This window comes from Bauldia sp., from assembly GCF_965232525.1.
Taxonomy (GTDB): Bacteria; Pseudomonadota; Alphaproteobacteria; order Rhizobiales; family Kaistiaceae; genus Bauldia.
Map to the genome: position 1 here is coordinate 16554 of NZ_OZ246980.1, position 19584 is coordinate 36137.

Consider the following 19584-nt stretch of genomic DNA (forward strand, 5'->3'; position numbering starts at 1 on the left):
TCAGGCCCCTCGGTGGCGATCCGGACGTCCGAAGTCAAGCGCGAACGGCGGAACTCGGTAGCCGCCAAACGCGTCGGCGGTCCATAATCGCGGACCGAGAGACGCCAAGCGTCGAGGTGCCGGCGAACCGACGCGCATGAGCTGGAGAACCGTGATCAGCGATATAGACGAACCTCTCGAGGCGATTGTGGACGCCGCCGAAGCAGGGCGCCGCCTTGACGTCTTCGTCGCCGGCGCCATCGCGCCGCTGTCGCGCAGCCGCGCCAAGGCGCTGATCGTCGGCGGCGCGGTCTCGGTCGATGACACCGTCGTAACCGAGCCGAAACGGACCGTGCATGCCGACGAACGGGTGATGGTGACGGTGCCGCCACCGGAGCCGGCCGAGCCAGCCGGCGAACCGATCCCCCTCGACGTGATCTACGAGGACGGCGACCTGATCGTCATCGACAAACCGGCCGGACTGGTGGTTCATCCTGCCGCCGGCCATGCCAGCGGCACGCTGGTCAACGCGCTTATTCATCACTGCGGCGACAGTCTGTCGGGGATCGGCGGGGTCCAGAGACCAGGCATCGTCCATCGGCTCGACAAGGACACCAGCGGCCTGATGGTGGTCGCCAAGACCGACCGGGCGCATGCCGGCTTGGCGGAACAGTTCGCCGACCACGGCCGCACAGGTCCGCTGGAGCGAACCTATCAAGCGCTTGTTTGGGGCGTTCCGGACCGGCGGCAGGCAACCATCGACGTGCCGATCGGCCGGGCGACCCACAACCGGGAGAAGATGGAGGTCAAACGCTCCGGCGGACGCCGGGCGATCACCCACACCCGCCTGCTCGATGCGTTTCCCAAATCCGGCGGGGCGCCGGCGGCGTCGCTGATCGCGTGTCGGCTGGAGACGGGGCGGACCCACCAGATCCGCGTCCATCTCGCCTCGACCGGTCATCCGGTGATCGGTGATCCGGTCTATGGGAGCGGGTTTGCGTCGAAGGCCCGGACGCTGCCGGAACCGGCCCAAAGCATCGTTTCGGCGTTCCCGCGTCAGGCCCTGCACGCCAGCCTTCTGGGCTTCGCCCATCCTGTTACCGGCCAGCCGATACGCTTTGAAAGCCCGCCGCCGGACGACATGCGGCGGCTGATCGACGCACTCAATGCATTGTGAACAAAACGTAATCTTTCGGGTCGCAAAGAAAGCGTGTTTCAGCCCTAATCGTCCCTATATAGGTTGGTTGCCGTGGCCTATCGGAGGCACGGCGTTAGGCCCGCCGAACACCTCGGGGGCAGAAAGGGGCGTTTTCCACCATGGCCCGTAGTTCTCTTCCGGTCATCGCGTCTGGCGAGGCCGGGCTCAGCCATTATCTCAACGAAATCCGTAAGTTCCCCATGCTTGCGCCGGACCAGGAGTTCATGCTGGCGAAGCGCTATGCTGAACATGGGGATCGCGACGCGGCTCATCAACTCGTCACCAGCCACCTACGTCTGGTTGCCAAGATCGCCATGGGCTACCGTGGTTACGGCCTGCCGATCGGAGAGGTCATCTCCGAAGGCAATGTCGGCCTAATGCAGGCGGTCAAGCGGTTCGACCCGGACAAAGGCTTCCGCTTGGCCACATATGCGATGTGGTGGATCAAGGCATCGATCCAGGAGTACATCCTGCGCTCCTGGAGCCTGGTCAAGATGGGCACCACCGCCAACCAGAAGCGGCTGTTCTTTAATCTGCGCAAGGTCAAGGGCCAGATCAGCGCCCTCGATGAGGGCGACCTCAAGCCGGAGCAGGTCAAGGAGATTTCCGAAAAACTCGGCGTGCCCGAGGACGACGTGATCTCGATGAACCGCCGTCTCGGTGGCGACGCATCGCTCAACGCGCCGTTGCGCAGCGACGAGGATGGTGGCGGTCAATGGCAGGACTGGCTCGAGGACAAATCGCCGGACCAGGAGGAGCTTTACGCTGAGCGCGAGGAACTCGACAATCGGCGGCAGCTCCTGAAGGACGCCATGGGCGTTCTCAACGACCGGGAGCGGCGCATCTTCGAGGCGCGGCGCCTGTCGGAGGACCCGATCACGCTGGAGGAACTCTCCGGCGAGTTCGGTGTGTCCCGCGAGCGGGTGCGGCAGATCGAGGTCCGCGCCTTCGAGAAGGTCCAGAAGGCGGTGAAGAAGGGCGCCAAGGAAATGGAGCGCCCCCACGCAGAACCGGCGACAGTCGACGGCTAAGCATCAGCGCGGATCGCCTCAGATCCCCGCCGCGATGTCGGCGAGGAGTGGATCATGCTTGCCCGGTGCCTCCGGCGAGCGGAGCCAGGCCATCCGCTCGGCGACGAAGTCGACAAACGCCTTGACCGCCACCGGCATGTGGCGGTTGCTCGGGTAGACCGCGTAGAGGCCGCCATGAGGCGGCTCAAACGCGCGCAACACCCGACGCAGCCGGCCGGTCCGCACCGCCTCTGCTGCGAGCGGCGAGGGAATCAGGGCCACACCAAGACCATGGATCGCCGCCTGCACCGCCGACTGCATGGTGTTGACGGCGATCCGCCCATGGATCGGCACCGTCTCGGGACCGTCTGGGCCCTGGACCGGCCAGGTCGCGCCTTCCAGGGTGCGTCCGAACACGACGCAATCGTGATCGATCAGGTCGGCGGGGCTCGTAGGCTCGCCGGCTCTGACAAGATAAGCCGGGGCCGCGACAAACACCCGCCGTGACGGCGCCAGCTTGCGCGCCACCAAGCTGGAATCGGACAGATTGCCGGCGCGAATGCCGACATCGACCCCCTCCTCGACCAGGTTCAGATGGTCGTCGGTGAGCACCAGTTCGACTCGCACCTTTGGATTGGCGGTCATGAAATCGGCCACGATCTCCGCAAGGAAACCAGTGTCGGCCGGGCCAGAGACGCGCACGGTGCCTGACGGTTCCTGCTGGGTGTCAGCGCTCCGCCGGCTGGCATCGGCGACCACGTCCAGCGCCTCACGGCAGTCGCGGTAGTAGGTCCGGCCGACGTCGGTCAGGCTCAGCGAGCGGGTGGTCCGTTGAATAAGACGGACGCCAATCGCTGACTCCAGCTTCGCCACCCGACGGCTGACCGTGGTCTTGGGAAGTCCCAAAACACCGGCGGCGGCGGTAAAACTACCGGTTTCCGCGACTTTGAGGAACACGGGAATGTCATTGAGGTCGACGGCGTCCGGCATCTTTTGTTTCCATATCTGGTACAGTATTTGCCAATTATAACGCCTAGCGGTTCAATCGCCAGCCGCCTATGTCCCCATCACCGACACAACGCAGGGGAGTCTCACCCATGTCCGACAAACGTACCGTCCTCATCACCGGCGCCACCGGCCAGCAAGGTGGCGCCGTCGCCCGCGCCCTGATCGACCGCGGCCACACGGTCCGCGCCCTCACCCGCAACGTGGACAGCGACGCCGCCCAGGCGCTCGCCGCACTAGGCGCCGAGCTCAGGACCGGTGACTTCAACGACCCGACCACCCTGGTGCCGGCAGCAGAAGGCACGGACAGCGCGTTCCTGGTCGGCACGCCGTTTGAGCAGGGCATCCAAGCCGAAATCGACCATGGCGTCGCCGCCGTCGACGCCGCGAAAACCGCCGGCGTCGGTCACGTCGTCTATTCGTCGGTCGGCTCGGCCGACCGGAATACCGGAATCCCGCATTTCGACAGCAAACTCGCGGTCGAGAAACATCTGGCCGCGAGCGGGCTCAACTACACGATCAGCGCCCCGGTCTGGTTCATGGACAACGTCACCGCCCCATGGATGGCCGACTCGCTGCGCCAGGGCAACGTCGCCCTCGCTCTGCCGGGCGACCGCCTTCTGGCGCAGATCGCGGTCAGCGATATCGGCAGCTTCAACGCCATCCTGTTCGAACACCGCGAAGCCGTCTTCGGCAAGCGCTACGACATTGCCAGCGATTCGGTCACTGGCCAGGACTTGGCGCGGATCGTCGGCGAGGCCAGCGGTCGCAGCCTCGGCTTCTTCCAAGTTCCGCTCGACATGATGCGCCAGCAGAGCGAGGACATGGCGATCATGTTCGAATGGTTCGACAAGGTCGGTTACAGCGTCGACACGGACGCGCTTCGACGTGATTTCCCCGAGGTGCCTTGGGTGCGCTTTGCCGACTGGGCTAAGGCGTTCGACTGGAGCTTCCTCAGCGCGACCGAAGCGGCCTGACCGGCCGTCAGCCGGTCCGTCAGCCCCAACCCAGTGACAGCGGCGCGGTTCCATCGACCGCGCCGTCCGCTGTTCTTTCGGCCAACACCGCTCTTCACCCGTCCCTCTCCGACCGCTATGGGTAGCGGTCGTTTTGGCAGTGTGGGGGAGCATCATGACAGACGAGTTTGCCGGATTGCGGGGCCGCGTCGCCCTGGTTACCGGAGCAGGCACCGGGATCGGCGAGGGCGTCGCGCGAAAGCTCCACAGTGCCGGGATGCGGCTGGCACTCGCCGATATCGATGGCGACGGCGTCGCCAGAATTGCCGAGGAACTCGGCGATGATACCCGCGCCTTCGCCCTCGACGTCACCGACAGTGCCGCCGTCAACGCCGGGGTCGCGGAGATCGAGGACAGCCTCGGGCCGATCGATGGCCTCGCTCATGTGGTGGGCATTCAGCGTTTCGGCACCATCGTCGAGATGGCCGAGGACGATTTTGACGCGGTTTTCTCCGCGAATGTCCGCGGCGCATTCCTGGTGACCAAGGCGGTCGCGGCGCGGATGATGCCGCGTGAACGCGGCTCTATCGTCGCCGTCGCGTCAACCGCGGCGCGCACACCGCGCGTCCGACAGGGCGCCTATTGCGGCTCCAAGGCGGCGGTCGCCCAGATGATGCGAGTGCTCGCGCTCGAACTCGCGCCGCACAACATCCGGGTCAACTGCGTGTCGCCGGGCGTCACCGACACCGGTATGGTCAAGCGGCTGATCGACACCATGGACACGCCGGAGGTCGTCATCGAGGGGAGCCTCGAAGCCTTCCGGGTTGGCGTCCCCCTCGGCCGCTTGGCGCGGTCCGAGGAGATCGCCGACGTCATCGCCTTTCTACTCTCCGACCGATCGACCTACCTCACCATGCAGGACATCGTCGTCGACGGCGGCGGCGCGCTCGGCGCCTGACCGTCGTTCAGCGCACCACCACCGAATAGTCCTCGACCGGCGGGATCGTCTCGATCAGATCGTAGGACCGCAGGAAGTCGGCGAAGCGCTCGTAGCGGCCGACATCCATTGCCGCCGGGCGCCGCGAGAACCGTGCGTGGGTCAGGTCGAACGCGACCCGGTTCAGTTCATCATCGAGGTCCGGATTTGAGGCGATGAAGGTCGCCTTGGCCTCGTCCGGGTGGTTGGTGAGGTACACCGTCGCCTCCTCGACGGCCGCGAGGAATCGTGCCAGCAGGGGATCGTCGCGGCGATCTTGATGCGCCACATAGATCAACTCGTCGTAGATCGGAACACCGTGCTCCTCCGGATAAAAGGCAACGCCGGGGTGACCCTCGAGACGAAGATGGGTCAGCTCGAAATTGCGATATCCGTCGATCGCGGCATCGATCTCACCGGCCCGCAGTGCGCTGACCAGATTGAAGTTGACGTTGACCAGGGTCACGTCGTCGGCGCTGAGCCCGACCGATTTCAGCATCTCGCCGAGATACGCGGTCTGGATCGTCGCCACCGAGTAGCCGACCCGCTTGTCCTTTAGGTCGGCGAGATCCTTGATCGGCCCGTCCTCCAACACGATCAGCGCATTGAGTGGGGTTTCGACCAGCGTCCCGAACCGCACGAGTGGCAGCCCTTCGCTGAGCTGCATCAGAAAGTCGGGTTGATAGGTGATGGCGATGTCGGCCTGGCCGGCGGCCACCAGCCGCGGCGGCATCGCGGGGTCCGCCGGCGCGACCAGTTCCACCTCCAATCCGTGGCGATCGAAGATACCTTCCTCCTGCGCGATCACCAGCGGCGCATGGTTGGGATTGACGAACCAATCGAGAAGGATGGTCAGTTTGTCTGCGGCCGCCGCGGGTGCGGCGACGAGCATCAGGGCACTGAAGAAAGCAGCAATACGAGCGATCATGACAACTCCGTTCATGCGGTTTCGGGGACCCAGGGGGTCAGGTTGCGGGTGGAAAGATCGATGATGGCGCGGAGCAGCACCGACATGGCGGCAAGCAGGAACAGCGCCGCAAACATGACGTCGGTCTGGGACCGGGCATTGGCCTGAAGCATGATGTAGCCGAGGCCGGAAGACGCCCCGACCCACTCGCCGATCAGCGCCCCGATCGGGGCGTAGACCGCAGCGAGGCGGATTCCGGTGATCAGGCCGGGCAACGCGGCCGGGATGCGCAGAACCATGACCTGCTGGACGCGACTCGCGCCGTAAAGACGGGCGAGATCGATGAGCTGGCCGTCAGTGCGGGTCAGCGCATCGTTGAAGGCCGAGGCGACAGGGAAGAAGATCGCGATGGTCGCCATCACGATCTTGGAGCCGAGACCGTAGCCGAACCACAGCACCAGGAGCGGCGCGATGGCGAACACCGGCAGCGCCTGGCTCACCACCATCAGCGACAGGAGCATGCGCCGCGTGGTCGGCACGAAGCTCATCAGTAACGCCAGCGTCATCCCGAGCACCGTCCCGGTGACGAGACCGATCACGGTCTCGGTCGCGGTGGTGACCGCGTGGACGCGCCACAGGTCCGGCCGTTCGCGCAACGCTGCGAGCACCTCGGCCGGCGGCGGCAACATGAACGACGGCGGCGCGAAGACGAAGATGACCACCTGCCACACGACAATCAGGCCGAGCGCGACGAACAGGGCGCGGACAGCGATCACCGCCGTCTCTCCGCGACCGAAGCCATCATCGTCAACCGTGAGCCGAACGCCATCGACCGTCCACCGCCTGAACACAAGCGATCCGGTCATGCACTACGAGAGGGCGGCTGAGACGTCCCGTTCCTTCGCCGGCATGACCCGGATCAGGTTCGAAGGGTTCGACCGTCAGGTCATCTCAGCTCGCGAACGAGCACCCCTCGGAACAACACAAGGATTGCAGGGGATCAGCCCCGGCGCAAGGCTTTTCGGCGCCGGTCAGCTATGCGTGGAAAGGTTAGCCGGTTCCCCAGGCTGCCAGCGCCTGCTCAAACACCTGGGCACCCTCGCCGCCTTTCTCGAAGGAAAGAATCGCCCGCTGCCCGTTGCCGTAGACAAAGGGCAGATCGATCCAGTTGCGTGAGCGCAGGAGTGCCAGGTTAGAGGCGATATCGTTCTGATTGGCCGACAGCGCGACCCAGAAGAACCCGTCCGCGACCTTGACCGCTGCCCCCACCAGCTGCTGGCCACGATCGTCCTCGGTCGGCTTGAGCACGACGCTCGGAATCTCATTGACTGCACCGCCGGGGAAGTCGGCGGGTGTATCGACGGTCACCTGGATCAGGTGGCTTGCCGGCAGCGTATCGTCAGCGTTGCGATGGAGCGCGAAACGCACAATCATGTTGCGCTCCGGCACTTCGAGACGAGCCTCGACCTCCGGCCCATTCGGGCCGGTTTCGACGAAACGCCAGGTGACATCGGCGTCGATGCCGATTGGTTCGGCGCCGTTGACTGGCTCCTCCAGAAGCAGCGCCCTCTGAACGCCAGAGATGCCGCTACCATCGGTCGCTGCCGGCAGCGGCGGCGGGTCTGCCACAGCCGCCGTCGCCAGTTCGGGCGTCGGATCGGCGTCTTCTCCGACGACGCGGACATCGCGATCCGGCGCGGGCGCCAGCGGCGGCGCCTCCGGAACCTCGCCTTCAAGAAGACGGTCGGTGTTCTTGGTGGATGCGGCGGCCGGCTCGACCGGCGGCGCCTCAAGGGTCGGCGGCTCGTCCGATTCGAATGACGCGATCAGGTCCATGATCACGTCCTGCTGAGACCACGCCAACGCGCCGGCACCCCCCAGCAAGGCGACGATCAGAACCGTGAGCAGGATGCCCGGTAAGCGCGATCGTTTCGGCCTGCGGTCGACCAGATCGTCATCATCGACTTCGGCGTACCCACGGCCCCGAGGTTGTTGGGTGAACGCCAGACGATCCCGCCCATCGACCTGGGGACCTGGCGGCGGATGACCTTGACCTTGTGGCGCACCGCGCTCCCAGTCCTGGTCGTACTCCGGCGCGAGCCGCGGTTCGGCCTCGTACGCCTGATGCGACGGCGCCGCGTAACCCGGATCTGCGGGCGGGCGGCGCCCTGGCCCGCGCGGCGGCATCATTTGTTCTTCCTGCGGGCGTAGATCGGGCGCGGTGGTGGTGTAGCGCGGCGGCTCATTGTGCGCCGGCGGACGTTCACCGGTTGCCGGCGCACCCTGGATTCCGGCATCGCGGATCGCGCGGCGGAAGATGTCCTGCGGGGACGCCGGAGGCGGGGTCGCCGGATTCGGCGCAGGCGGCGGTGGAGGCTCCGGTGGCGGTGTAGCGGCTCCGGCCGGCGCGGCGTGCTGCGGAGGCGCTGCCCCGATGCCGGCCATCGTTTCCCGCTCCACCCGGCGAATGGCCTCCTCCAGCTCCAGGCGCTGGCGTGAGATCTCGGCCGTCGTCAGTGGTGGATCGACCGCCTTGAGCTGTCCGATGAGTGCGTTCCGCGCCTTGTCGTAAACGGCCCGACGCGCGTCCGGCACGCTTGGGTCCGCCCCCGCGACCGCCCTTTTCAGAACCGTATAGTATTCGGCCATGCCTCTCGCCCTGCCGGGGTCTTTCCTGTCACCCTAACCCTAACCTCGGAATGGATCGTGAACCAGAATCGTATCCTCACGCTCAGGGCTTGTCGAAAGTAAGGCCACAGGCGCACCAATCAACGTTTCAATGCGTCGAATGTACGCGGCCGCGGCCGCCGGTAGGTCGTCCAGTCTCCGTACACCGCGGGTCGTCTCCTGCCAGCCTTCCATCGTTTCGTAGATCGGCTCGACCCTTGCCTGCGCCTCACCCGCCGCCGGAAAGTGGTCGATCTCGACTCCGTCGAGACGGTATCCCACGGCAATCCTAATCGTTTCAAGACCATCGAGCACATCGAGTTTAGTCAAGGCAATCCCGCTGACTCCTGAGGTTGCGACCGTTTGGCGGACCAGCATGGCGTCGAACCAGCCGCAGCGGCGTTGCCGGCCAGTAACCGTCCCGAATTCGTTGCCGCGCCGGCCGAGCGTCTGCCCGACTTCGCCCTGATCCTCGGTCGGAAACGGCCCTTCGCCCACCCGGGTGGTGTAGGCCTTTACGATACCAAGGACATAGTCGATGGAGCCGGGGCCGACGCCCGAACCGGTCGCCGCCTGGGCGGCACCGGTATTGCACGACGTGACGAAGGGATAAGTCCCTTGATCAACGTCGAGCATAATCCCCTGTGCGCCCTCGAACAAAATTCGCCGCCCGTCGCGCCGCGCCTCCGACAGGAGCTGCCAGCTCGAGCCGGTGAACGGCAAAATTCGTGGCGCTATCTCCAGTAGGTCGTGAACGAGGGTTTCCGCGTCGATCTCCGACTTGCCAAGACCGCGACGCAGCGGATTGTGATGGGAAAGCAGGTGTTCCACCCTGACCCGCAGGCTTTCACCATAGCCGAGGTCCATGACCCGGATCGCGCGACGACCTACCTTGTCTTCATAGGCCGGACCGATGCCGCGACCGGTCGTCCCGATCCGTATCCCGGCGTTCGACGTCTCCCGGGCGAGATCGAGTTCGCGGTGAAGCGGCAGAATAAGCGTGGCGTTTTCCGCTAGAAGCAGATTCTCCGGCGTGACCGAGACGCCCTGGCCGGCGAGACGGCCGATCTCGTCGAGCAACGCCTGCGGATCGACGACCACGCCATTACCGATCACCGACATCTTGCCGCCCCGCACGACGCCGGACGGCAGCATCGAGAGCTTGTACTCGACGCCGTCGATCACCAGCGTGTGGCCGGCGTTGTGTCCGCCCTGGAACCGAACGACGATATCGACGCGTTCGGACAGCCAGTCGACGATCTTACCCTTGCCCTCGTCACCCCACTGGGCGCCGATGACCACAACATTGGCCATGAGGTCCCTTCCCCCACTTCCCGTGACGCCCACTCCGATCAAAGCGGCGCTTACCGATCTTTTCGATGATTCGGCGAACCCGGAGCATAGACCATATGCAGGTTCTTCGACGGGGTTTACAGCGCCCGGCAGGCCAGCTACGCACCGATTCCCCATTGCGGAGACGAAAAGCGCTTGGCCCCACCCTCAACCAGCGAGCGCACCTTCATCGATCGACCGATCCTGCTCCTGACGCTGACCTCTCTGCTTTGGTCAATCAACATCGTGCTCGGCCGGTTCATCGCCGGCACCGTACCGCCCGCAGCCCTGTCGCAAATCCGCTGGACCGGCGCGGCCCTCCTGATCCTGCCCTTCGGCTGGCATTACGTCCGCCGCGACTGGCCGGTCATCCGGCGCAACCTTCCGATCCTCTTGGTGCTGAGCTTCACCGGCATCACCATCTACAACACGATGGCCTATTACGGCCTCAATCATACTGAGGCGATCAGCGCGTTGCTGATCCAGTCCGGCGGTCCGCTAGTCGTCGGACTGTGGTCACTGATCCTGTTTCGCGACCGGCTAACCCGGGCACAACTGATCGGCATCCTGGTTTCCTTGGCCGGCGTCGTGGCAATCCTCAGCCGCGGCCATCCGGAGATGCTGTTGTCGCTGCGACTGAACCACGGCGACATCTGGATCATGGTCGCCACGTCGATCTACGCGCTCTACACTGTCCTGCTGCGCAAGCGGCCCGCCATCCACTTCCTGTCGTTCCTGACCGTGACGATCGCCGCCGGCGCCGTGATGATCGTGCCGATGACGATTGTCGAATACGCCGCCGGGTGGCGTATCAACCCGACCCCGGCTGCGTTTCTGGTGATGGCGTATGTGATCGTCTTCCCTTCGGTGGTCGCCTACCTGTTCTTCAATCGCGGGGTCGAGCTGATCGGGCCCAACCGTGCCGGCCAGTTCTTTCACCTGATCCCGGTGTTCGGTTCGATTCTGGCGATCCTGTTTCTCGGCGAACAGCCGGCCTGGTATCACGGCGTCGGCTACGCCCTGATCTTGCTCGGCATCTTCATCGCACAGCGCAGCCGACAGCCGGTCGAACGAGCGGAAAGCGTTCAGCAGAAACAGCTCAGAAACTGAGGCGCTTCGCCTGAACCACGCCTTCGAGTTCGCGAACCGCGGCGAGAACCGCATCGCTGACCGGCTCGTCGACTTCCACCAGCGCGATCGCTTCCTCGCCGGCCGCCGCACGCCCTAGATTGAAAGTGGCGATATTGACATCCTCGCCACCGAGCAGCGTGCCGAGACGGCCGATGAAGCCCGGCTTGTCGCGATTGGTGATGTAGAGCATGTGGGGGGCGAACGACGCCTCGAGCCCGATGCTCTTGATCTGGATGAGGCGCGGCTTGCCATCGGAAAACACCGTTCCGGCGACCGATCGCTCCTGCCGCTCGGTGCGGACGGTCAGGCGGATGTAGGTCTCGAAGATACCGCGCTGCGACTGGCGCACCTCGTCAACTTGCATACCGCGGTTTTCAGCGACGATCGGCGCGTTCACCATGTTCACTTCGGTGAGAATCGGCCGCAGCAGGCCGCACAGCAGCGCGGACGTCAGCGCGTTGGTGTTCATGTCGGCGACATCGCCGGCATACTCGATGGTAATGCCGCGGATAGTGGTTTCGGTGAGCTGCCCGGCGAACGAGCCGAGCCCCTCGGCGAGACGGACGAACGGCGTCATCCGAGCCGCTTCCTCCGCCGTAATCGACGGCATGTTCAGGGCATTGGTGACCGCGCCATCGAGCAGGTAGTCGGCCATCTGCTCGGCGACCTGAACAGCGACGTTCTCTTGCGCCTCGGTGGTCGCCGCACCGAGATGAGGCGTACACACCACATTGGGCAGACCGAACAGCGGGCTCGCCTCTGCCGGCTCGACAGCGAACACGTCGATACCGGCGCCGGCGACCTTGCCGCTCTTGATCGCCTCGGCCAGATCTTCCTCGACCACCAGGCCACCGCGGGCGCAATTGATGACGCGGACACCGTCCTTCATCTTGGCGATCGCGGCGGCATTGATGATGCCCTTGGTCTTGTCGGTGAGCGGCGTGTGCAGAGTGATGAAATCGGCGCGCTTGAGCAGGTCGTCGAGGCTGACCTTCTCGACGCCGAGTTGGACGGCCCGTTCATCCGACAGGAACGGATCGAAGGCGACGACCCGCATTTTGAGCCCCAGCGCCCGCTCCGCGACGATCGAGCCGATATTGCCGCAACCGATGATACCCAGCGTCTTGCCGGTGATCTCGACGCCCATGAAGCGGTTCTTTTCCCACTTGCCGGCCTGAGTGGAGATGTCGGCCGCCGGGATTTGCCGGGCAACGGCGAACATCATCGCGACCGCGTGTTCGGCGGTGGTGATCGAATTGCCGAACGGGGTGTTCATGACGATGACGCCCCGGGCCGTCGCACCATGGACATCGACGTTGTCGACACCAATGCCGGCGCGGCCAACGACCTTTAGGTTTTCAGCGACGCCGAGAATTTTTTCGGTGACCTTGGTTGCCGAGCGGATCGCCAGTCCATCGTAGCCGTTGATGGCGGCGAGCAGCGCATCCTTGTCCTTGCCGAGATCAGGCTGGTAGTCGACCTCGACGCCGCGATCCTTGAACACCTGGACGGCGGTCGGGGAGAGCTTGTCGGAAACGAGTACGCGAGGGGACATGGTTTCGTCCTCCAGTCGAACGGTTTGAAGAGCGTGTTCGGATCGGCCGACCAGCAAGGTCGGCCGATCGTGTTCGCTAGACCTAGGCCGCCTGTTTCAGCGCCGTCTTCTCCAGGGCGAAGGCCCAGTCGAGCCATTCGGTCAGGATGGCAAGGTCGGATGTCTCAATGGTCGCGCCGGCCCAGATGCGCAGGTGCGGCGGCGCATCGCGGTGGAAGGCGATGTCGTGCGCGATACCCTCGGCATCAAGCCGGGCGACCATGCCGCGGACGAAGGCTTCGTGGCCAGCCGCATCGAGGCCGGTGATCGCAGGATCAACGACCTTGAGACAGACCGAGGTGGTCGAGCGGGTCGCCGGATCTTCGGCGAAGAAATCGACCCATGGCGTCCGTGCTGCCCAATCGGCAACCGCGGCGAAGTTGCCCTCGACCCGGCCGATTAGGCCGCTCAGGCCGCCGGCCGACTGGGCCCAGCGCAGTGCGTCGAGATAATCCTCGACGCACAGCATCGACGGGGTGTTGATGGTCATGCCGACGAAGATGCCGTCGTTGAGCTTGCCGCCCTTGGTCATCCGGAAAATCTTGGGCAGAGGCCGTGGGGGCGTGAACGCCTCCAGGCGTTCGACTGCCCGCGGGCTGAGGATCAGCATGCCGTGCGCTGCCTCGCCGCCAAGCGCCTTCTGCCAGGAGAAGGTCACGACATCGAGCTTGTCGAAGGGGAGCGGCATCGCAAAGGCGGCCGATGTCGCATCGCAGATCGTCAAACCTCCACGATCCGCGGCAATCCAGTCGCCGTTGGGGACGCGCACGCCCGAAGTCGTGCCGTTCCAGGTGAACACCACGTCGTGGTCGGAATCGACAGCCGAAAGATCGGCGATCCCGCCGTAGTCGGCCTTGAGCACGCGGACATCATCGAGCTTCAGTTGCTTGACCACGTCGGTCACCCAGCCGAGGCCAAAACTCTCCCAGGCGAGCACATCGACGGGCCGGGCGCCGAGCAACGACCACAAGGCCATCTCGACCGCGCCGGTGTCGGAGGCCGGGACGATGCCGATGCGATAGTCGTCCGGAACTTCGAGAACCTCGCGGGTGAGGTCGATCGCCTGCTTGAGCTTGGCCTTGCCGATCTTGGAGCGGTGGGAGCGGCCCAGCGCGGCATCGCTCAAGGCTTCCAACGACCAGCCAGGTCGCTTGGCGCAGGGTCCGGAAGAGAAGTTGGGATTGGCCGGCCGCTGCGCAGGCGCAGCGATGCCGGAAACGGCGGTGTCTGTCATCTTGTATCTACCCTTTCAGATAGGCGCCCCTCGTTGGGGAGGGGTGTCCCGCCGCCGGCATTAGGCCCCTGCTAGGTTGATGTCAAGCGCCGACAATCACCAAGCCGCCACCGCCAAATGTTTGGGCGACACGCGATGACTAAGGCGACCAACGCCTAGCCGACGGATCGCTTACCTGAACAGAGTCCAGGGCCACTTGGAGCGCCCCGGGCGTCTTTGCGCCCCTGACAGGTAGGCATTGGCGAACGCACTCGACAACCAAGACACGGCAATGTTCCCGTCACGCTCATGGATACCGTTCGGCGGTCCATGAGGCGTGTTGTTGGCGTCCACGACGTAAATCCGCTGCGACTGGCAGTCGCGGAGAATGTCGAGTTCGCCGATCTCCAGACCTATTTCTTTCGTGTAGCGTGCAATGGTCTGAAGCTCGGCCTCTGAAAAGACATCGCGGAGGCCGGCGAGCTGGGCGTAGGTGTTCCTGTTCTTGAAGCGTGTCGAAAGCGGCCGATACTTCAGGTAGCTGAAAAGCGGTTCATAGTTGATGATGGGGACGCGCAGATCCTCGACCAGCGCATCCGCGATGGAATTGTCGACAACGCGCTGATAAACGAATTTCGGATTGATAGCGACCAACGGCCCTTCTTTGACCCTGCCGTTATGGGTCCCATTCTTTCGAGATTTCTCGACCAGGGGTCCTTCATGACGGATTGGATCGACGCTTAAGTCGTAGCCGAAGCACTTCTCGAATTCTTTTTGAACAACACGCTTATCGTCATTGAAGTGAGTCGCATTGATGAAGTGAGTATTTTTATGCCGGCGCGACAAACGCTCGATCTTCTTCCGCAGCTTGGCTCCGGCACCGTATATCCACGGATTCCATACTAGAACGAGTTCGGTGTCGTGATCGATCGCGGAGGGACGAGCCCATTTGAGACCGAGCTGATTTGCAATCTTTTGGTAAACGGACCTGCTGAGGTGCTCGCGGTCGCCAATGACCGGCACTGTGAGCGGACTCCGATGGCTCGCCGCTATATGTCGCGCTGCGGCGATCTGCGCCGTCGGAATAAGGTTCTGTGCCTCCGGGTCAGTTTTCTGACCCGGAGCTGCCTGGCTCGCCATCCCCAACCCGTATCTCGGCCCCTAGCGGGACGCTGACGTCGAAATCCTCCGCCTCAATGGCGCGTCATTAATGCCCGACACGCGCGAGTGCAACCTTCCTGTGCTACTATAGCGCAAGTTTGTCTATCGTCGAACATCGCGCTGTTCATCGTCAAATCAGACGGAACGCGATCCCGAGCCCTTCAATCGAGGGAGGCGAAGTCGAGAAGCCATTGCCGCAAGCAGACTAGGCCTGCGGCTGGGGCTCCAGACCAGCGTCCGGCTCGCCGCCGGTGTCCTTCGGCTTGGTGACCGGCACGGCAGACCCACGCGAGGCCGGTTGATCGTCGTCGGTATCACGCACCGGGCGCTTGCCGGCAAGCAGGTCCTTGATCTCCTCACCAGACAGCGTCTCGAACTCGAGCAGGCCCTGGGCAAGGGCTTCAAGATCGTCGCGGTGATCGGTCAGGATGCGTTGCGCCTCAGCCAGACCGCTCTCGACCAGGCGCCGGATTTCAGCGTCGATCTTCTGGGCAGTCTCCTCGGAGATCGACTGTTGCCGCGATACCGAATGACCGAGGAAGACTTCCTCCTGGTTCTCGCCATAGGCAACTGTGCCGAGTTCTTCCGACAAACCCCAGCGAGTCACCATCATCCGGGCGAGCCGCGTCGCACCTTCGATGTCGGACGCGGCGCCGGACGTGACCTTGTCGCGGCCGAAAACGATCTCCTCGGCGACCCGGCCGCCCATCATGATCGCGAGGCGCGAGGTCATCTGTTCAAGGCTCATCGACAGCTTGTCGCGTTCGGGCAGTTGCATCACCATGCCGAGCGCCCGGCCGCGCGGGATGATCGTCGCCTTGTGGACCGGATCGGTCGCCGGCACCTTTAGCGCGACCAGAGCGTGGCCCGCTTCGTGATAGGCCGTGAGGCGCTTCTCGTCCTCGGTCATGACAAGGGTGCGCCGCTCGGCGCCCATCATCACCTTGTCCTTGGCATCCTCGAACTCTGCCATGGTGACCAGACGCTTGCCGCGCCGGGCGGCGAGCAACGCCGCCTCGTTGACCAGGTTCATCAGATCGGCGCCGGAGAAACCGGGCGTGCCGCGGGCAACAGTCTTGAGCTCGACATCCGGCGCCAGCGGCACCTTGCGAACGTGAACTTTGAGAATCTTTTCGCGGCCGACGACATCCGGATTGGGCACCACGATCTGGCGGTCGAAACGGCCAGGACGCAACAGCGCCGGGTCGAGCACGTCGGGCCGGTTGGTGGCGGCGATCAGGATGATCCCCTCGTTCGCCTCGAAACCGTCCATCTCGACCAGCAACTGGTTCAGGGTCTGCTCGCGCTCGTCGTTGCCGCCACCGAGGCCGGCGCCACGGTGACGGCCGACCGCATCGATCTCGTCGATGAAGATGATGCATGGCGCGTTCTTCTTCGCCTGCTCGAACATGTCGCGGACACGGCTGGCACCAACACCGACGAACATCTCGACGAAGTCCGAGCCGGAGATTGTGAAGAACGGAACGTTCGCCTCGCCGGCGATAGCACGAGCGAGCAGCGTCTTACCGGTGCCGGGCGGGCCGACCAGCAGCACGCCGCGTGGGATACGACCGCCGAGTCGCTGGAACTTCTGCGGATCGCGCAAGAACTCGACGATCTCCTGCAAGTCCTCCTTGGCTTCGTCGACGCCGGCGACATCCTCGAACGTCACCCGGCCATGCGCCTCGTTGAGCAGCTTGGCCTTCGACTTGCCGAAACCGAGCGCCTTGCCGCCGGTTCCCTGCATCTGGCGCATGAAGAAAATCCATACCGCCAGGATGATGAACATCGGCGCCCAGGAGAGCAGGATCCCGAACAGCGAACTGCCGGCCTCGGCCGGTGGCTGCGCGGTAATCTCAACGCCACGGTCCTCAAGCCGCTGGACCAGCTCCGAATCGTTCGGGGCGAAGGTCTGGAACGAACCGCCGGTGTTGTAGGTCCCGGTGATGTCCTGCCCGGAAATCGTGACGGTGCTGACGTCGCCGTCGTTCACTTTTTGCAGAAATTCGGAGTAGCTGATCTCCGACCCACCGACCCGCTGACTGGAGGTCTGAAACAGATTGAAGAGGGCGATCAGGACGAGCCCGATGATCACCCACAACGCAAAACTGCGAAAATTCGCGTTCATGCTTGCCCTTTACGGCGGAAAGCCGCGCAATCCCTGTGTTCGTTCCGTAAGATAGGTCCCGGCCAAGGGAATTCCAACTGAAGATTGCCCGGCTAACGTGCCGGAATTACGACAGCCTTTGCGGCAACGAGAGGCTCATCGGTCGAAGACCGGAAACAGCGGCGGCTTGGCGATCCGGTCACTGACCACCTCGGTAGCGACCACCGACCAGTCTTCAGGTGTGCGACCGCGATCGGAAAGGGTCGGCGCTCCAATTAACCGGTCGCGCTGCCAGATACCCGGCTGAACCGACACCATCGCGGCAGGGAGGCCTTCGGGCCGGCGAACACGTTCCCGTGATGACGCCTGCAAGCCGACTGGCCCGATTGATACGTCCGGCGGCATATCCGCCGCGACCGCGACCCGAAACCGACGATCCCAGAGTGCGGTGGACACTGACCGCGCCGGAACGTGCGGTAGGCCCTGACGCCCGAATTCCCGATAGAACCGCAAGGCGCCGCGATGCGGATCGATCACCACGCCGCCAAGCGTGCGCCGTCGCGGACCGTCGACCAGACTGGCGTCCAGAGCCTGAAGCCGGCGATAGCGCGGCGGATAGTCGGCACCGCCGACCGCCATCAGCATCCGTGCAAGCAACCGCAGACGAACGGCTTCCGGCGCGTCGGCGTAGGCGTCCTGCAAAACGCGGGCGGTGGCGTATCGATCGACAGTGACCGCCTCGGCGATCAAGGCGTCGACGGCGCCGTCGATCGCTACCGCCGCCGCTGCGAACCGTTCGGCCGCCTCGGCAAGGTCCGCCGCCCCTAGTCCCGCCCGCTTCAACGCCGGCATCGCCTCGCGGATACGGACGCGGAGAAAGCGCCGGTCGCGGTTCATCGGATCGTCAATCGGGGTGAGGCCGGCCGCCGCGGTGGTCGCCGCAAGGCGTGTTCGGGGGACGTCGAGGAAGGGGCGGAACACTGTTAGGGCTCCGCTGTCGACCATCCGCCGCATCCCCGCGAGCCCGAACACGCCGGAACCGCTTTTCAGCCGCATCAGAACGGTCTCGGCCTGATCGTCACGGTGATGCGCGGTGAGGAGGTGGGTAGCGCCGGCGGCGCCAGCGGCTTCGGTGAGTAGCCGGTAGCGGCGTTCCCGGGCGACGGCCTCGACGTTCGCTACGGGCCGTGGATCGGTCGAGACTAGCACCCGAACCGGCAAACCGCGCGTCCTGACGACGTCTGCGACTGAGGCGGCTTCCGCCGCCGATTCAGGCCGCAGCCGATGATCGACAGTGAATACAACCACCGCCGGCCGGTCCGGACGCCGGCGCCATCGGTCGATCGTATCGAGAAGGGCGAGCGAGTCGGCGCCACCGGAAACGGCAAGCGCGATTCGCGGTGCGTCAGCAACGGGCGCGAAGAGCGTTTCGCGCTCCGCTTCGGTCAGCGGTGTTTGGTCAGCAGCTGGCAACCGCCTGCTCGGCCGCGACCCGGTCGCGCAGGGCATTGGACGACTCCGGGTACTTGCGCAGCACCTCCGCATAGGTCTGGCAAGCGGCTTCGCGCTCGCCGAGGCCAGCCAGCGACAGGCCGAGCTTGAGCAGCGTGTCCGGAGCCTTGGCGCTCTGCGGGTAGGACTTGTACCCGGCAAGGAATTCATCCGCCGCCGGACCATACTGGCCACGGGCGAACAGGCTCTCGCCGAGCCAGTACTGTGCATCCGCCGCGCGGGTGTCTTGCGGATAGGTGGTGAGGAAGCCACGGAACCACGCTTCCGCCCGTTCGTAGTCGCCGGTCAAAATGCTGTTGTAGGCGCGGTCGTAGTCGGCGCGTGGCTCGCCAAGCGAGGCTACTTCCGTGACCGCCGCAACATCGGTCGTGGCCGTGCCGATCAGCGCCCCATCAGCCGGCGCGGTCAGGTCAATCGGCTGGCGCTCCGGCGCATCGATCACCGATCGGCCCGGCGGCTCGGTCGGAATCTGCGCCACCGGCGCCGCTGTCTCCGGGACCGCACCGACCACGGCACCGTCAACGCCGATCTGAAGCTGGAGTTGGCGCACTTGGAAGGTCAGCGCCTCAACCTGACCGGTCAGATCGCGGATATGGGCCTCCGCCCGCGCGAGCCGTTCCGGCATGCTCATCTCGGCTACGGCCTGCGCATCTTCCTGGGCCCGGCGTTCGGCTGCGCGTTCCTGACGCTTCGACCAGGGCCACCAGGCGGCCTCGGCGACCGGTGGGGCGGCTATACCGGCGGTGACCAGAACGGCGATGATGACCGCAAGCGGGCGGGTTTTTCGTTTCACGAGCGTCACGACATCTGTTCCTTCCGCCACCGCCCCCTCGGAC

The 19584-nt window shown here is 64.7% G+C and carries 16 protein-coding genes and 1 riboswitch; of the genes, 5 read left to right on the top strand and 11 right to left on the bottom strand.

Annotation, left to right across the window (positions count from 1 at the left end):
• The first annotated feature begins 136 nt into the window (after positions 1-136).
• Both ACO076_RS00075 and rpoH read left to right on the top strand, forming a co-directional pair.
• Positions 137-1156, top strand: a complete 1020-nt coding sequence (locus tag ACO076_RS00075; protein WP_421724703.1) for an RluA family pseudouridine synthase — start codon at positions 137-139, stop codon at positions 1154-1156.
• A 140-nt stretch (positions 1157-1296) separates the two neighbouring features.
• Complete coding sequence (gene rpoH / locus ACO076_RS00080; protein ID WP_421724704.1) at positions 1297-2208, top strand: RNA polymerase sigma factor RpoH; 912 nt, start codon at positions 1297-1299, stop codon at positions 2206-2208.
• Between the two features lie 18 nt (positions 2209-2226).
• Here the strand turns inward: rpoH and ACO076_RS00085 are convergent, their stop codons facing one another.
• Complete coding sequence (locus tag ACO076_RS00085; protein WP_421724705.1) at positions 2227-3177, bottom strand: LysR family transcriptional regulator; 951 nt, start codon at positions 3175-3177, stop codon at positions 2227-2229.
• 107 nt (positions 3178-3284) lie between these two features.
• Between ACO076_RS00085 and ACO076_RS00090 the strand changes: the two genes are divergently transcribed.
• A complete protein-coding gene (locus tag ACO076_RS00090; protein ID WP_421724706.1) occupies positions 3285-4169 on the top strand; it encodes an NmrA/HSCARG family protein in 885 nt (294 codons plus the stop codon).
• Between the two features lie 154 nt (positions 4170-4323).
• Positions 4324-5106, top strand: coding sequence for an SDR family oxidoreductase (locus ACO076_RS00095; RefSeq protein ID WP_421724707.1), 783 nt, complete (start codon positions 4324-4326; stop codon positions 5104-5106).
• A 7-nt stretch (positions 5107-5113) separates the two neighbouring features.
• Here ACO076_RS00095 and ACO076_RS00100 read toward each other — a convergent pair whose 3' ends face one another.
• The 4 genes from ACO076_RS00100 to ACO076_RS00115 form a co-directional block, all read right to left on the bottom strand.
• Positions 5114-6052 carry an ABC transporter substrate-binding protein gene (locus tag ACO076_RS00100; RefSeq protein ID WP_421724708.1) on the bottom strand — a complete coding sequence of 313 codons (939 nt, stop codon included), beginning with the start codon at positions 6050-6052 and terminating at the stop codon, positions 5114-5116.
• Positions 6053-6063: 11 nt separating this feature from the next.
• Positions 6064-6897, bottom strand: a complete 834-nt coding sequence (locus tag ACO076_RS00105; RefSeq protein WP_421724709.1) for an ABC transporter permease — start codon at positions 6895-6897, stop codon at positions 6064-6066.
• Positions 6898-6910: 13 nt separating this feature from the next.
• Positions 6911-7015, bottom strand: a riboswitch (TPP riboswitch).
• A gap of 66 nt (positions 7016-7081) precedes the next feature.
• Positions 7082-8680 (bottom strand): hypothetical protein, encoded by a 1599-nt coding sequence (locus ACO076_RS00110; protein ID WP_421724710.1) that lies wholly within the window; start codon positions 8678-8680, stop codon positions 7082-7084.
• A 39-nt stretch (positions 8681-8719) separates the two neighbouring features.
• Positions 8720-10012, bottom strand: coding sequence for an adenylosuccinate synthase (locus ACO076_RS00115; RefSeq protein ID WP_421724711.1), 1293 nt, complete (start codon positions 10010-10012; stop codon positions 8720-8722).
• A gap of 174 nt (positions 10013-10186) precedes the next feature.
• Here ACO076_RS00115 and ACO076_RS00120 point away from each other — a divergent pair, with 174 nt between their 5' ends.
• Entirely contained in the window at positions 10187-11140 is a 954-nt protein-coding gene (locus tag ACO076_RS00120; protein WP_421724712.1) for a DMT family transporter, read from the top strand.
• Here ACO076_RS00120 and serA read toward each other — a convergent pair.
• From serA to ybgF, 6 genes are all read right to left on the bottom strand, one after another.
• A complete protein-coding gene (gene serA, locus ACO076_RS00125) occupies positions 11130-12716 on the bottom strand; it encodes a phosphoglycerate dehydrogenase (RefSeq protein WP_421724713.1) in 1587 nt (528 codons plus the stop codon). The two genes, ACO076_RS00120 and serA, sit on opposite strands and share 11 nt — an antisense overlap.
• Positions 12717-12798: 82 nt before the next feature.
• Positions 12799-13989 (bottom strand): phosphoserine transaminase, encoded by a 1191-nt coding sequence (locus tag ACO076_RS00130; RefSeq protein ID WP_421724714.1) that lies wholly within the window; start codon positions 13987-13989, stop codon positions 12799-12801.
• Positions 13990-14160: 171 nt separating this feature from the next.
• Positions 14161-15108, bottom strand: coding sequence for a hypothetical protein (locus ACO076_RS00135; RefSeq protein ID WP_421724715.1), 948 nt, complete (start codon positions 15106-15108; stop codon positions 14161-14163).
• A 226-nt stretch (positions 15109-15334) separates the two neighbouring features.
• Positions 15335-17257, bottom strand: coding sequence for an ATP-dependent zinc metalloprotease FtsH (ftsH, locus tag ACO076_RS00140; RefSeq protein ID WP_421724716.1), 1923 nt, complete (start codon positions 17255-17257; stop codon positions 15335-15337).
• A 135-nt stretch (positions 17258-17392) separates the two neighbouring features.
• The gene (gene tilS, locus ACO076_RS00145) at positions 17393-18709 is read right to left on the bottom strand and encodes a tRNA lysidine(34) synthetase TilS (RefSeq protein WP_421724717.1); all 1317 of its coding nucleotides are present in this window, start codon (positions 18707-18709) and stop codon (positions 17393-17395) included.
• On the bottom strand, positions 18696-19550 hold the full coding sequence (gene ybgF, locus ACO076_RS00150) for a tol-pal system protein YbgF (RefSeq protein ID WP_421724718.1): 855 nt from the start codon (positions 19548-19550) through the stop codon (positions 18696-18698). The genes tilS and ybgF overlap by 14 nt, the downstream gene beginning before the upstream one ends.
• Positions 19551-19584: the final 34 nt, after the last annotated feature.

Coding starts and splice junctions, on each gene's coding strand:
- ACO076_RS00100 (WP_421724708.1), bottom strand. CDS start 6,052: ATGATCGCTCGTATTGCTGCTTTCTTCAGTGCCCTGATGCTCGTCGCC.
- ACO076_RS00105 (WP_421724709.1), bottom strand. CDS start 6,897: ATGACCGGATCGCTTGTGTTCAGGCGGTGGACGGTCGATGGCGTTCGG.
- serA (WP_421724713.1), bottom strand. CDS start 12,716: ATGTCCCCTCGCGTACTCGTTTCCGACAAGCTCTCCCCGACCGCCGTC.
- ftsH (WP_421724716.1), bottom strand. CDS start 17,257: ATGAACGCGAATTTTCGCAGTTTTGCGTTGTGGGTGATCATCGGGCTC.
- ACO076_RS00115 (WP_421724711.1), bottom strand. CDS start 10,012: ATGGCCAATGTTGTGGTCATCGGCGCCCAGTGGGGTGACGAGGGCAAG.
- rpoH (WP_421724704.1), top strand. CDS start 1,297: ATGGCCCGTAGTTCTCTTCCGGTCATCGCGTCTGGCGAGGCCGGGCTC.
- ACO076_RS00095 (WP_421724707.1), top strand. CDS start 4,324: ATGACAGACGAGTTTGCCGGATTGCGGGGCCGCGTCGCCCTGGTTACC.
- ACO076_RS00135 (WP_421724715.1), bottom strand. CDS start 15,108: ATGGCGAGCCAGGCAGCTCCGGGTCAGAAAACTGACCCGGAGGCACAG.
- ACO076_RS00110 (WP_421724710.1), bottom strand. CDS start 8,680: ATGGCCGAATACTATACGGTTCTGAAAAGGGCGGTCGCGGGGGCGGAC.
- ACO076_RS00085 (WP_421724705.1), bottom strand. CDS start 3,177: ATGCCGGACGCCGTCGACCTCAATGACATTCCCGTGTTCCTCAAAGTC.
- ACO076_RS00130 (WP_421724714.1), bottom strand. CDS start 13,989: ATGACAGACACCGCCGTTTCCGGCATCGCTGCGCCTGCGCAGCGGCCG.
- ACO076_RS00090 (WP_421724706.1), top strand. CDS start 3,285: ATGTCCGACAAACGTACCGTCCTCATCACCGGCGCCACCGGCCAGCAA.
- ACO076_RS00075 (WP_421724703.1), top strand. CDS start 137: ATGAGCTGGAGAACCGTGATCAGCGATATAGACGAACCTCTCGAGGCG.